This window comes from Pedobacter kyonggii (genome assembly GCF_004310665.1).
In the GTDB taxonomy this organism is placed as follows: domain Bacteria; phylum Bacteroidota; class Bacteroidia; order Sphingobacteriales; family Sphingobacteriaceae; genus Pedobacter; species Pedobacter kyonggii.
In genome coordinates this window covers 1-13596 of the sequence record NZ_SIXF01000046.1, presented here as the reverse complement: position 1 = coordinate 13596, position 13596 = coordinate 1, and the positions used below count along the sequence as shown (strand labels likewise).

Sequence of the window (13596 nt, the reverse complement as noted above, 5' to 3'; positions counted from 1 at the left end):
AAAATTAGTTTTGAGTTGTTTCTGTACTTTTACTATCTACAATCAGCGTTACATGGTTAGAACGTTTACGAATTCTATATCCACGGCCTTGAGGAGCTGGACGTAAGCGTTTCAACTGACGGCCACCATCAACCATAACTGTTTTTACAAAAAGTTGGTTTTCTTCAGGGCGAGCACCTTCATTTTTAGATTCCCAGTTTTTGATAGCAGATAATAATAATTTCTCAACTCTTATTGCTGCTTCTTTATTGGTAAACTTTAAAATGCTTAATGCTTTTTCTACACGTTCACCTCTGATAAGATCTACAACCAAACGCATCTTACGCGGTGAGGTTGGACAATTGTTTAATTTTGCTATTGCTTCCATTGTCTAATTATTTTTTCTTTTCAGCGTGTCCTCTGAATGTTCTGGTTGGAGCAAATTCTCCCAACTTGTGACCAACCATGTTTTCTGTTACGTACACAGGGATAAATTTATTTCCGTTGTGTACAGCAAATGTATGATTCACGAAATCTGGTGATATCATTGATCTGCGAGACCAAGTTTTGATTACAGACTTTTTGCCTGAATCATTCATAGAGTTTACTTTTTTCTCTACGTTATGGTCAATATAAGGTCCTTTTTTTATCGAACGAGCCATTATTTCTTCCTTCTCTCTATGATGTAACGATTAGAATATTTTTTAAGTTCTCTGGTTTTGAAGCCTTTAGCTAAAACACCATTTCTTGAACGTGGGTGACCACCTGATGATCTACCTTCACCACCACCCATTGGGTGATCGACAGGATTCATCGCTACCGGTCTAGTTCTCGGACGACGGCCCAACCAACGTTTACGACCAGCTTTACCTAATACTTCGTTTGCATGATCTGAGTTAGATACAGCACCGATAGTAGCAAGACAAGTAGTCAAGATTAAACGGGTTTCGCCTGAAGGCATTTTTAAAGTAGCGTATTTACCATCGCGGGCAGCTAATTGTGCGTAAGCACCTGCACTACGAGCTAATTGTGCTCCTTTTCCAGGGTGAATCTCCACGTTGTGGATGATAGAACCTAATGGAATGTTCGATAATTTTAAAGTGTTACCTACTTCTGGTGCTGCTTTGTCGCCCGATAATAATACCGAACCAACTTGCAATCCTTCAGGAGCGATGATATAACGCTTCTCGCCATCTGCATAGTGTAATAATGCGATGCGGGCAGTACGGTTTGGATCGTATTCAACAGTAGCTACTGTTGCAGGAATATCGAATTTATCGCGTTTAAAGTCGATTAAACGATATGATTTTTTGTGACCACCGCCCATGTAGCGCATAGTCATTTTTCCTGTATTGTTACGTCCACCAGACTTTTTTGATGATACAACCAATGATTTTTCGGGCTTGGTTGCTGTAATCTCCGTAAAACTAGCACCAACTCTGAAGCGGGTACCTGGAGTAACTGGTTTAAATTTTCTTAAGCCCATAGTTATAATGAATTATTAAATTAAAGGGTTGCGTAATAATCTATTGTTTCGCCGTCTTTTAACGTTACGATTGCTTTTTTGTATTTCGGGCTACGGCCAGATACAAAACCTGCTTTAGTGTAACGAGATTTAGCTTTTCCATCAACAACCATAGTGTTAACTGCAACGATGGTTACACCGTACAATTTCTCAATTGCCTGTTTAATCTGGATTTTGTTAGCCTTGTGGTTAACGCTAAATGTGAAACGGTTAGATTTCTCAGTTAAAGCTGAAGCTTTTTCGGTTAATATTGGTTTTTTTAAAATTTCCATATTATTTGGCAAACGCCTCCTCCAAAGTTTTAACAGAATCAGCAGTTAACACAAGTACACCAGCGTTTAATACATCATAAGTATTTAAGTCTGCTGCCGAGATTACTTTAGTTTTCTGAATGTTTCTGCTTGATAAATAGATATTATTATTTTGCGCAGGTAAAACCAATAAAGTTTTTTGAGTACCTACGTTTAACGCAGCCAATAAACTTGTATAGTTTTTAGTTTTAGCTGTATCGAAATTGAAATCTTCTAAAACTACCACGTTGTTGTCTTTTGCTTTATAAGCCAAAGCAGATTTACGTGCTAATGATTTTAATTTCTTGTTCAATTTAAAGCTATAATCACGTGGTTGAGGACCGAAAACACGACCACCACCGTTAAATAACGGAGATTTAATGCTGCCAGCACGGGCACCACCTGTACCTTTTTGTTTGTATAGTTTGCGAGTTGAACCAGCAATCTCATTACGTTGTTTAGATTTGTGAGTACCTTGACGTTGGTTAGCCAAATACTGTTTTACATCTAAATAAATCGCGTGGTCGTTAGGCTCGATACCAAATACCGATTCAGGAAGTTGCACCTTGGCACCTGTTTCTTTACCTGAAATGTTTAATACTTTAACTTCCATCTGATTACTTGTCTAAGATTACGTAAGAACCTTTAGCTCCTGGAATGGAACCACTAACTACTAATAAGTTTTGCTCAGCATAAACTTTCAAAACTTGTAAGTTCTGAATTTTTACCCTGTCTCCACCTGTTCTTCCAGCCATGCGCATTCCTTTGAATACACGTGAAGGGAATGATGATGCTCCCAATGAACCTGGGGCACGTAAACGGTTATGCTGACCGTGAGTCTGCATACCAACACCGGCAAATCCGTGGCGTTTTACAACACCTTGAAAACCTTTACCTTTTGAGGTACCTACAACATCAACAAAATCGCCTTCTGCGAATGCGTCAACGGTTACTACATCACCTAAATTAAGTGAAGTTGTAAACGAATCGAATTCTACCAGCTTGCGTTTCGGAGTTGTGTTTGCTTTCGCGAAATGGCCTTTTAACGGTTGAGTTGTGTTTTTCTCTTTTTTCTCATCGTAACCCAATTGGATTGATGAATACCCGTCTTTTTCTTCGGTCTTTACTTGTGTAACTACACAAGGCCCAGCCTCGATTACCGTACAAGGAATGTTTCTTCCTTCGGCATCAAAGATACTGGTCATTCCTACTTTTTTTCCAATAATTCCTGACATTTTATCTTTTCTTTTTAACACCCATCGAAGCAGTAGGGCTTCGTTCAAGGTGGTTGTACATCCCCCGAAAGGGACGGCAAAGATAGGCAAGAATTATTAATTTTCAAATAGTTAGCGAAATATTTTTTCAAATAAATTGCTGATATGATGGGATTTAACCTGAAAAGGAAGGTTAATGGGCTGTTGGAGCATTTAAATCAATAGCTATAAATTTGATTAAAAGCACTTTAGATCATATTTAAGGTTTAAAAATGCTTTAATTTGACCAATTTTTGCGGTTCAATATACCGCTCACGGTTTAGTCTTTATCCGCGGTAAAAGATCGAGTATTGCATTTTCACTACAAGCATATTTATAAATCTCGACAATCAGCGCATCGCCACAGGTTATGGCATCAATTAAATTATCCTTAGCTAAAAAATACTGGCATAACGCAGCATAAAAAAGCATAAACTCGCCTTCTGCAAATGCTGTTCGCTGTGGGAATGCTTCATCAAGGTTATGCTTTTTATTCAATAACTTTAAGCCCTTTTCCAATTCACCATCAACCATAGCGGCATGGGCCACATAAAGTCTTAAATATAAGAAATCAGGAAAAAGCTGCATCCCCTTTTTGGCTATGGCATCAGCCTTTGCATGAAGTCCAAAAACTTTATATTGCAAAAATAATTCTGCATAAAATAATGGCATATCAGGGTTTTTGATTAGAAGCGAATGAATCTGATTAAGACTTTCGACACTTTTGACATCAAAAATCGACTCATGTTCTTCAGCACAGTCGATAATGGCCTCATCCAAATCATTGTCAAGGCTATAAAGCCCCAAATCCACTTTTTGGTCCCAGATTTCGATAATATGGTCTTTATCTAAGGTAGCGGCTTCGCTTTCCCCAAATTTATCCCGGTAAGCGCCAGCAAAAGTATAGTATATCTGCTTAAAACTTTGCTTATTATCGTCTTCAATAATTTCATCATCCTCAAACTCATCTTCATCGTTATAAAACAGATAATTGCCCGCTCCAACATTTTTATCTAGGGTGGCCAGTATCTGATTTACTTTAGCAGGATTATCATAAGGGCCAACAAAAAAGGCCGGCACACCACCTTCGCCAAATTCGATTTCGATTAATGGAATACTGTCATCATCTTCTGCCAATATAAATTGTACTATTGTCCAGTCTTTATGTGGTTTGAAGCCACAATCATTGGCAAAAGCTTCTGCACCATAAATAATGTTATGTATTTTTTCATATTCGATCTCAACACCATTCATTTGGTCAACGAGGTCGAACATCTCGTCTACAGCTACATTAAATCTAAAAAACGCATCCTTTATCCCCAAACATTTCAGATCAATGAGATAAAAGCCCAGAGTAACGTTTCCGTTGGTATGTTTCCGGCTTACCAATGCACTTGCAATACCGGATTCTTCCCAGTCGAAATTGATATAACAGCTGCCCAACTGTAATTCCCTGGCTCGGGTTTTGATAAAATTCTCTGGTTTTTGGAATAATTGAACAACTTTACCTGATTTCGCCATTGGATCTGTATTAAAAATTTCTGATTACAATTTTAGTGCTTTAACTAAATATTTTAAAGAGATTTTTAAAAAAGATGGAAACAGAAAATTAATGTGCTATCCCACCATTTAAACTGATGGTTATAATGGCCAAAATGATAAATCCAATGAGTACATATAGGTAATCGCGCTCGATTAAAAAGCTGAAAATAGCAAAAACAATACGTGCAATTGGTGTAAAAATGAGCATCAGTATACCAAACTGCACAATCGCATCACCCTGAAAAGTAGATACTCCCTTAAATATGGCCACTATGGATGAAAACTTGCCGAGCTCGGGTTTAAAAACTTTATAGTCGGTAATGGCCCCACTATTATGGATTAGAAAAATGGCACCTCCTATTAATACAATGCTCATCGAAATAATTACACCTGCACGCAGAAGCGTACCCAAAATTACCTGAATATCCTTATCGTTTAGGTTTTCTTTTCCTGTTGTACGCATTATAATCCGCTTATTCCTTTATAAATCATCTGTAATGCCAAGAATACAACAACTACGGCAAATATCATTTTGAGCTTATCGGTTTTGGCTCTTAACAAAATTTTTGAGCCAATAGTTGCGCCAGTTAAAACGCCGATACATACTGGCATGGCAATGCCCGGATCGATCTGGCCACGATGTAAGTAAACCACCGCACTGGCAGCAGCAGTAACCCCCATCATAAAATTACTGGTTGTTGTTGATACCTTAAATGGTAAACGCATAATGTTATCCATCGCGATTACTTTTAATGCCCCACTCCCAATGCCCAGCAAACCCGATAATGTTCCGGCAAAAAGCATCATTAAAAAACCTCCTGGAACATGTTTTACCGCATATGGATGATCTATACCTTTATCCGGATAAGATCCATTGAGTTTAAAAAAATTGGCCCATTTATCAGTATTGTCTAAAGTAGTGTGATCTACCTTTTTCTTTAGCGTCATGATGGCCGAAAAAATCAGGATACAGCCAAATAGAATAGCAATATAATTGGCATTGAGATAAACGGCTACAATTGCACCGCACACCGCGCCTATTGTGGTAGCGATTTCTAAAAACATCCCAATTCGGATATTGGTAATCCCTTCTTTTACATAAGCCGCTGCCGAACCCGAAGAGGTTGCAATAACAGAAACAATTGATGCACCTATAGCATAATGGATATCAACTCCTAAAGCTAAAGTGAGCAATGGAATAATAATTACTCCTCCACCCAAGCCCGTTAGTGAACCCAATAATCCGGCTAAAAAAGCACCTAATAAAATGATAATGGTAAACAGCAATACCGACATGCGGGCAAATATAATGCACTCTTTTTGGGTAAACGAAGAATTAAGGGAATAAAATAAAGTCTATATGTTATATGGATGATATAAGATGAACGAAGAAAAATGGAAGTTTACAGCATAGTAATTTTGAATGGGCGAGTTATGAATACGCAAATATAACACCTGTTCATTCGATCATTCTTTTAATTATCAATTCAGTTTTAATATCCAAATACCTTTCAAGAATTTCATCTTATTCAGAAATGACCGATAACATTTGCTCCTTATTTTTCTGTTTCTTCTTAGCAAGACTAATTTCTTTGTTAAATCGACTTCTCCAATTTGGTCCATTTCTTTCTACCAGATAATCTTCCATTACATTATTATAAAACCCAATTCCTTCATAATAGATACAGCCGACTTCTTTTGATTTAAAGCCATATTTTTTTTCGATAGCTGCACGTGTTTTTTCATTCAATACCGTATCATGCTCAAAATAGATTATCAAACCTGCACCAAGCACTTGCACATTACCCTTTTTAACATCTCTTTTTGCTGTAAAGTAATTGTACTCTTCCCTTAAGCCGTATTTAAATATAGCCATTTCGGTAAATTGGTAAGTGGATAGCATGATGAAAGAAATTGAAATTGTAAAAATGATGCGTTTTTTAAAGGGCTGTTTGCGGAACAAACATAAGGCTAATAAAAGTCCAACACATATAGCAGCAGAAATATATAATAAAATATTCCACAAGCTCACAATTCTCCATAATAGGCTAAAATCATTCCCTATATCGGAGAAATTAAAAAGTAAAGAAATCAAAAAAAGAGTAATTCCTAAAGTCGGCCAAAAAATTTTGAAACTGTTTTTCATCGCTTAATTGGATTTAAATATGAGCTACTATTCATTTTAATGATTATTTGGCCGATGCAATTCTCTCCTTCAAAATTCAATCATTCTATGTTTTATAAAGAAGTTTACTTTCCTTATTCAAATCAACACCCCGAAAACTTTCAAGTAGTTCGAAAGCAATTTGCCTAACTGTTTCGGGTATTGGGTCGATAGTTGATTTGTTGCCTTCGGCATCTTTGACCGTCCAGCCTGAAGTATTAAGCAACAATGAACTGGAACTGGCCAACGATTTAATTATTTTAGCCCTCGTAAAAGCAATCCCGTCCGAATCAACAATCACTTTTTTATTGTTCCACCAGTTTTCTTGCGATACCCTTACTAAAACAGAACGGTCTGACCCAGCAACATACGCCCACCCCTTTCCAGTACGATGTGCCAGTTTCAACAAGCCGATAAAATTAGTAAGGCTCTTGAAATCATAAATCTGCGAACTGCAATACATATCGAGATGATTTAATTTAAGCTGGCTCACCAGTGCTTTTGCTTGATCGGAGTTGTGGAAAATCACGACGATTTTTTCGGCAATTGATGGAATAACAACATCAGTTCCTTTATCGTACTCCCCACAAAGTGTTTCTATCTCTATTAATTGTTGTTGCAACAGCGAAACCAGTTCAGGCTTATTTAGAATGGTCTTCATTCCTAATCGTTACTTGCCTAAACGCTTAATCATCTCTGCACTTAAATCCCTACCATCATTTAAACGGTTGGCAAAAAATGATTTGGCAGCTTCAAAATGTTCTTTATAACCTTTTAAATCGCCATAACCAATAATCGATGCCCATTCGTGCACAGCGGTATGAAATTCCAGATCGTCGCCACGGATAGATTTATCATATAAAGCAGTATTGATCGATTCCTCCAACATCGCTTCATTCTTGAAAAGATATTCGGCAATGCCCAACCTCAATTTAAAAGGTGGCGTTTGGCAGATCAGGTTATCGTAAGGGTTTACGCCCATTTTATACCAGGCATATACCATGCTCAGTAAACTTAAATGCGAATTTGGTTTCTGTTTATGGCTGGCGTCTGATAGGCTGAATTCTTTCATGATGTTATCATCCAACAGTAAAAGCGCACGACTCTCATGAAAAACGAAATCACGGGCCGCATAAATCTTTTCTCTAAACTCCGACTCATTTTCGCAGATCATCAATTTAAACAATTCAGATTCGGCCTGCGCATAATATTTTACCTGTTTCTGGGCATAAGGATTTAAAATGGCCAAGCCAGCATAAATGTGCGATTTATAGCTAAAAATCCTAAGCGTGGTCAAAATTTTCACATTATCTATTCCACCTGCATATGCCGGATTATCCCAGGGAAAAAAACCTGCATTTTTCCATGCTGACCCCATGCTTTCGAAACCCATGTGCGTTACCGCTTGTGTATCAGCCACAATGCGATCGTGCTCCCTATAATCGTCCATTTCAATAATGCTCGATTTTAAAGATTTATAAATTTCTAAAGCTTTGGCATAAACAGCATCGGTAGCACGGTGACGTACCACTACAAGTGTTTGCCCTTCCGGACTAAATGCAGGACCATGTAAAGAATGACAGGTTACAATCTGAGTGTCTTCTGGTAGGTGTTTTTCGAAAGCAGCAATTTCCGGATGTTTAACCGAGGTTTGTCCGGCAACTATGGCACCATATTTTGTTGAGCGCGCAAAAGTAGCTACCACCTCATCAATTTTTTCGGCTTCAACGCAATAGATAATAAAGTCTGATTTACGGGCAACCTCATGGCCATCGATTAAAACTTCGATTCCTTTAGCTTCCAGTTCATTTTTTAAATCTGTAAAACGTAAGGGCATATCTGCCCCACATACCTTATAACCAGCGTTTATGAACGATAGCGCATACAATTTGCCCATATCGCCCAAACCAATAATTCCTATTTGCATGAAACAAATGTAACCTATCGCAAATAAATTTATAATAAAACTTAGATAAAATTGTTATTTAGAATGTTAAACCAGAACAATTTTATCGATTTGCCAAAACCTTAAACAAAATTTATTAACCGGAAAAATAGATAAAAATGTAGTTTTACATTCTAACACCTATATTTAAACTATGCAGAAAATTAAACACACCCTATTGTTTTTAGGCGCTATGCTATTTTTAAACGTTGCATTTGGGCAAGCTTTACGTGACACCACGAAAAATACCGACCCATCGTTAAATGGCCAGTACCAGTTCATGTTAAAGAAATCAAAAAGCTTTAACGGCGCAAGGCTGATCAATCCATCACGCTTGTCATCCCTATGGAAAAGTGTTAGTGATACGCTAAGAAAAGAACGTAAACAGCTGCAAGAGGCCCGTCAGGAAATTAAAGCACAGGCCGATAACATTTCGAGCTTAAAAGGCGAAGTAAATGGAAAAGAAAGTTCATTGGCCAATGCCAATGCTGCTGTTAATGAAATTAAATTTTTAGGCATATCCTTCAATAAGGGCACCTATAATACCATTGTTTGGGCCATAATTATTGTTCTTGGGGTAGGTTTGGCCTTTGTAATTTTCCAATCAGGTAAATTAAGGCACGAAGCGAAGTACAGAACGGAGCTTTACCAGGAAGTAGCCGACGAGTTTCAGGCACATAAAGTAAAAGCTAAGGATAAAGAAATGAGGCTTGCACGGGAGCTGCAGGATGAAAGAAATAAATGGGATGACGGCAGGGGAAGGTAGCCTAATCTAATATCATTAAATATAATGCTGTCAGTCTGAACTTGTCGAAGACTTTTCAATAATTGAAAACAAACAATATTTGTCCTTCGACAGGCTCAGGATGACATTTTTTTTGCAAAGCAGTGCTTGTGGTGCTTCGGTTCCGCTAGCCCCGCCATTAGCTAATTCCTTCAATTGGCAGAAGCGTGAGCGGGACTGCTCTTACACAAAAGCTACTGCAAGTGCTTTCCAGAAAATAATGACTTTAAGACCACCTACAACCTGTTATTAGAAGAGCTGTCGGCTTTTGTACAAACCAAACCGACAGTTATTAATCACGCAGAAATATTATGTTTCTGATGGAAAAGATATCCCCTTGATATTACGATATAGATCAACGGCGTACAAATCTGTCATGCCCGAAACAAAATCCAATACACTCTGTATTATGGAGTAAATATCGGTCAAATCGGTATGATATTGTTTAGGAATAAGTTTAACCAGTTTTTTGTAATAGTGTGTATTGTTATGAATAAGTGCAGGAACAAATTCCTCTAATAAACCGGCCATAATTTTGTAACCAGCAACCTCTTTCTGTATAACTGATGAGAAGTTATAAATGCGCTCAACCGAAATTTTCTCTACGGCTTTCCAGGCTGAGATATAGGGCTCGGGCAGTAAATCGGTTAAACTATGGTTAAGCTCACCCTTAAGTAATTTTTCTTGTTCTCTAAAAAATATAGCTGCACATTGGTTTGTTAAGGTATTAATCGCTTTGGCCCGGAGCAGACCAATTTTGGCGTCATCGTCCTCATAATCATGCTTTAAGCGGTCTTCTATGGTAGTAGAATTGGCAAAAGGCAAGAGATAACTCTTTACCTCCTCATAGGAAAGTATCTTTAAGCGGTGTGCATCTTCTAAATCAATTATGCTGTAACAGATATCATCGGCAGCTTCTACCAGGTAAACCAAAGGGTGGCGTTTGTAAATAAGGTGTTGGCCCTCTTCTTTCTCCAAATGAAGTTCGGCTGCGATCTTTTTAAATGTTTCTTCTTCCGATTGAAAGAAACCGTATTTCTTACGGTGCAGCACCCCCTTTTGTTTACCAGCAATTGAGGCGCAAGGATATTTGGCAATCGAAGCCAAAGTAGAATAGGTTAACGCATAAGCATCGTTGCCTTTTCCTTTTAGTGGGTGGGTAAGAATTCTGATGGCGTTTGCATTACCTTCAAAATTAATTAAATCGTGCCATTGCGATTCGTTCATTTCTTTCTGATAAACTTTCCCATCGCCATCGGTAAAATATCGTGAAATAGCTGCTTCGCCCGAGTGCCCAAAGGCTGGGTTTCCCAAATCATGCGCCAGTGCAGCGGCAGCCACGATATTACCTACTTCGTTAATTAAAGGAACATCTTTAATCAGTTGTGGTTGTTGCTCTTCTATACTTTTTAAAAATATATTCGCCATGGAGCGGGCTACACTGGCAACCTCTAAACTATGCGTTAAACGGTTATGTACAAAAACACTTCCCGGCAATGGGAAAACCTGGGTTTTATTCTGCAACCTTCTAAAAGGAGACGAAAAAATCAACCGGTCATAATCACGCTGAAAATCTGACCGTGCCCGATCTGTACTAGCACCATATTGCTCTTGTCCGTATCTCTTATTCGAAAGTAAATATTTCCACTCCATTTATCCCGTTTGCATTTAAAATTTGGCGCAAGTTAAACAAAACGCGAAAATGGTTAAGCATAAAGCTTCAGGTAAAATTTATATTATACAATTAAAAGATATTTTTATATTCGCTACAAAATTAAACAAACAAATAATGAAGAAAATCTTATTAACGCTCGCTATCTTGTGCTGTTTTACGGTTTTAACCAAAGCACAATTTGAAGGCTCCAAGCAAATTTTTGAAAGTCCAAAACTAAAGGAAACAATCAAAACACAAAAAACTGTAGCCATCTTACCTTTCGAGGTAAAAATTTCTTACCGGAAACAACCAAAAAACTTCAGTGCAGAAGGAAACAAAAGCCAGGAAGAATCGATGGCAAGATCGATACAGGCCAGTATGTACACCTTTTTGTTAAGGAAAGCTTCTGACTATACCGTAACTTTCCAGGATGTTGACAAAACAAACATCTTATTAAAAAAAGCAGGCGTTTTAGGTAAGTTAGACGAAACAACCAAAGATGAACTAGCCAAAATACTTGGTGTTGATGCTGTTATCGGCGGACGTTTTGAAACTGAGCAAACTAAATCTGAAGCTGGTGCAATCGCCTCAGCTGTTTTATTTGGTGGCTTTGGAGGGAAATCTGGAACAGGTACCATGTTCTTAACCATAAACAATGGAGCGGATGGAGAGTTAATGTGGCGTTTCTTTAAAACAATGGACGATTCCATTGTGAGCTCTACCGATGATATGGTAGAAAGGATGATGCGAAAAATATCACGGAATTTCCCGTATAAAAGTTAAAACGAAGGCAGATAGAAATATCTGCCTTTTTTGTTACTACCCATTTATTGATTTATCCTGATCCAAACTATTTAGTCTGCGTTCTGTTTATTCATAAAGCTATAATACTATGAAAACGAACATATATAACAAAGAAGAGCATATAGAAGGTTATGTAGGATCAGATGATGAGCAGTCAGAAAAATCTGATGTACAAAAAGCTTACGAAGCAGGTAACAACACCGACGTAGTAACCAGTTATGGCAAAGAACCGAGCGAATTGATTAAGGGAAATCCTTTAGCCAAAGACGGCCGGGATAATTCTGGTACGCAGGGTAAAGATTCTCTTAGCGACGATGCTTACAACAGTTCGGATAAGAACCCAACCATACAGAGTGCTGAAAGTCATACCGGAAGTTCATCTGACGATTTTAGAACGAATACTGGCATTAATGAGGCCGATGAAAACCATGCATTAAATACAGGAATATAAACAGGCAATTATGGGACTATTAAAATATGCCATTTTAGGCGCAGCAGCCATATATGGTTTTAAGTATGCCACCAAAAAGCGGATAACTGATGGAAAATCATTGATTGATGACTTTAAGGAAAAAGCTCCGGAATACATAGATAAGATTAAGAATTATGCTGAAAAAATAAGACAGGATTATCGTCAAACAAGTGATTTATACTGACAATTAATCGAGTGTTGGAATACGCATTAAATTGACATATGTCAATATATTAATATCGAACGTCTTGTAAATTGACGATAAGTTCTTGAAATTTGCAGCGCTGTAGGATTCGCGACAAAGATTAACTAAAAATCAGAGACTAACGATTTAAGGGCATTTGCTTCTTGATTAACGCATTTCAGTTGTGGAATCCTAATTAATTTCCATCTACCGGAAAATGCATAAACTTTGTAAAGGGATTATTCTATATGAATAGTCTCTTTATAACTAGATCATAGATCTTTCCCCCTCAAACCTTTCTCGTTATTTTTATTTCTGTTTCCAATGTCTTCACCCTGACTTAAATTCGAATTATTTAAATTTTCATTTACGGCATGTGTAGGATCATTTTCTGCTTTCAATAAATGTAACTCATCTGGCTGATCTTTACGTTTAAAATCGGCACGTTTATGCCCATAAGTAGCCTCTCCATTATCCCATTCAATATCCTCCTCATTGCGGTTAATCTCCGAATTAGGGTCTATATTTTTATTTTCATTCATTTCCATAGCCATTTCTTTGTAGACAATCTTCTATAACAACAATTCGTACGATAAAAAAGTTTACTTCAAGCATTAGTAACCTGAATTCGATTGATAATGTTCTTTAATTTATCCCTGTATGAACATTTTGCATGAACTGGTCGTCACCCTGCCCCGAAGGTTCGCATTAGCGTCAAGTTAATGATATTGACAAAGGTTGAAAAGTCTGTGATTATTATTTAAAAAGGAAAAAGCAACTTGTAGTTCTAAACACATTTGACAATGTCTACAAGCCGCTTTTTCAACTCTAAAATAAAAAAAAGATTTGATATTTTTTTTAATGGATCAACCATTGATACTATAGCTCGGAGCAGTGGTTTTCTTCAGCGCAGTGCAAAGAAGATTTCTCCGATGGATTTTGTTATGGGCTTTGTGTTAAGCTGTTCTCAAATGCAAAACACATTCAGTCAATGGGCTTT

Annotated in this window: 19 protein-coding genes; 5 read left to right on the top strand and 14 right to left on the bottom strand. The window is 37.5% G+C overall.

Going from position 1 to position 13596, the window contains the following annotated elements; genetic code table 11:
• Positions 1-4 precede the first annotated feature (4 nt).
• The 12 genes from rplV to EYS08_RS24340 form a co-directional block, all read right to left on the bottom strand.
• Entirely contained in the window at positions 5-367 is a 363-nt protein-coding gene (gene rplV, locus EYS08_RS24395) for a 50S ribosomal protein L22 (protein WP_029278650.1), read from the bottom strand.
• 7 nt (positions 368-374) lie between these two features.
• Positions 375-641, bottom strand: a complete 267-nt coding sequence (gene rpsS, locus EYS08_RS24390) for a 30S ribosomal protein S19 (RefSeq protein WP_010599906.1) — start codon at positions 639-641, stop codon at positions 375-377.
• Positions 641-1465: a 50S ribosomal protein L2 gene (gene rplB / locus EYS08_RS24385; RefSeq protein ID WP_055910079.1), complete on the bottom strand. Its 825-nt coding sequence runs from the start codon at positions 1463-1465 to the stop codon at positions 641-643. Before rplB ends, rpsS begins: the two co-directional genes overlap by 1 nt.
• A gap of 20 nt (positions 1466-1485) precedes the next feature.
• Entirely contained in the window at positions 1486-1776 is a 291-nt protein-coding gene (rplW, locus tag EYS08_RS24380; RefSeq protein WP_029278648.1) for a 50S ribosomal protein L23, read from the bottom strand.
• A 1-nt stretch (position 1777) separates the two neighbouring features.
• The gene (gene rplD, locus EYS08_RS24375; RefSeq protein ID WP_029278647.1) at positions 1778-2407 is read right to left on the bottom strand and encodes a 50S ribosomal protein L4; all 630 of its coding nucleotides are present in this window, start codon (positions 2405-2407) and stop codon (positions 1778-1780) included.
• Between the two features lie 4 nt (positions 2408-2411).
• Entirely contained in the window at positions 2412-3029 is a 618-nt protein-coding gene (gene rplC / locus EYS08_RS24370; protein WP_057932251.1) for a 50S ribosomal protein L3, read from the bottom strand.
• Positions 3030-3320: 291 nt separating this feature from the next.
• Positions 3321-4568, bottom strand: a complete 1248-nt coding sequence (locus EYS08_RS24365; RefSeq protein WP_131032535.1) for a hypothetical protein — start codon at positions 4566-4568, stop codon at positions 3321-3323.
• Positions 4569-4656: 88 nt separating this feature from the next.
• Positions 4657-5052 carry a DUF1634 domain-containing protein gene (locus EYS08_RS24360; RefSeq protein ID WP_131032534.1) on the bottom strand — a complete coding sequence of 132 codons (396 nt, stop codon included), beginning with the start codon at positions 5050-5052 and terminating at the stop codon, positions 4657-4659.
• Positions 5052-5885: a sulfite exporter TauE/SafE family protein gene (locus EYS08_RS24355; protein ID WP_057932153.1), complete on the bottom strand. Its 834-nt coding sequence runs from the start codon at positions 5883-5885 to the stop codon at positions 5052-5054. Before EYS08_RS24355 ends, EYS08_RS24360 begins: the two co-directional genes overlap by 1 nt.
• A 229-nt stretch (positions 5886-6114) precedes the next feature.
• Positions 6115-6735, bottom strand: a complete 621-nt coding sequence (locus EYS08_RS24350) for an FEKKY domain-containing protein (protein ID WP_131032533.1) — start codon at positions 6733-6735, stop codon at positions 6115-6117.
• An 85-nt stretch (positions 6736-6820) separates the two neighbouring features.
• Complete coding sequence (locus EYS08_RS24345) at positions 6821-7414, bottom strand: hypothetical protein (RefSeq protein ID WP_131032532.1); 594 nt, start codon at positions 7412-7414, stop codon at positions 6821-6823.
• Between the two features lie 9 nt (positions 7415-7423).
• Positions 7424-8680, bottom strand: a complete 1257-nt coding sequence (locus EYS08_RS24340) for a prephenate dehydrogenase (RefSeq protein ID WP_131032531.1) — start codon at positions 8678-8680, stop codon at positions 7424-7426.
• A 172-nt stretch (positions 8681-8852) separates the two neighbouring features.
• On the opposite strand from EYS08_RS24340, the gene EYS08_RS24335 reads away from it, so the two are divergent.
• Positions 8853-9464 (top strand): hypothetical protein, encoded by a 612-nt coding sequence (locus EYS08_RS24335; protein ID WP_131032530.1) that lies wholly within the window; start codon positions 8853-8855, stop codon positions 9462-9464.
• A gap of 327 nt (positions 9465-9791) precedes the next feature.
• On the opposite strand, the gene EYS08_RS24330 is transcribed toward EYS08_RS24335, so the two are convergent.
• Positions 9792-11135, bottom strand: a complete 1344-nt coding sequence (locus EYS08_RS24330; protein WP_131032529.1) for a deoxyguanosinetriphosphate triphosphohydrolase — start codon at positions 11133-11135, stop codon at positions 9792-9794.
• Positions 11136-11271: 136 nt separating this feature from the next.
• Between EYS08_RS24330 and EYS08_RS24325 the strand changes: the two genes are divergently transcribed.
• From EYS08_RS24325 to EYS08_RS24315, 3 genes are all read left to right on the top strand, one after another.
• Entirely contained in the window at positions 11272-11919 is a 648-nt protein-coding gene (locus tag EYS08_RS24325) for a hypothetical protein (protein ID WP_131032528.1), read from the top strand.
• A 109-nt stretch (positions 11920-12028) separates the two neighbouring features.
• A complete protein-coding gene (locus EYS08_RS24320; protein ID WP_131032527.1) occupies positions 12029-12391 on the top strand; it encodes a hypothetical protein in 363 nt (120 codons plus the stop codon).
• A 10-nt stretch (positions 12392-12401) separates the two neighbouring features.
• Entirely contained in the window at positions 12402-12596 is a 195-nt protein-coding gene (locus EYS08_RS24315; RefSeq protein WP_131032526.1) for a YtxH domain-containing protein, read from the top strand.
• A gap of 272 nt (positions 12597-12868) precedes the next feature.
• On the opposite strand, the gene EYS08_RS24310 is transcribed toward EYS08_RS24315, so the two are convergent.
• Positions 12869-13138, bottom strand: a complete 270-nt coding sequence (locus EYS08_RS24310) for a hypothetical protein (RefSeq protein ID WP_165456552.1) — start codon at positions 13136-13138, stop codon at positions 12869-12871.
• 261 nt (positions 13139-13399) lie between these two features.
• Between EYS08_RS24310 and EYS08_RS26210 the strand changes: the two genes are divergently transcribed.
• A partial coding sequence (locus EYS08_RS26210) for a hypothetical protein (protein WP_208745944.1) occupies positions 13400-13596 on the top strand: 197 nt, incomplete at its 3' end.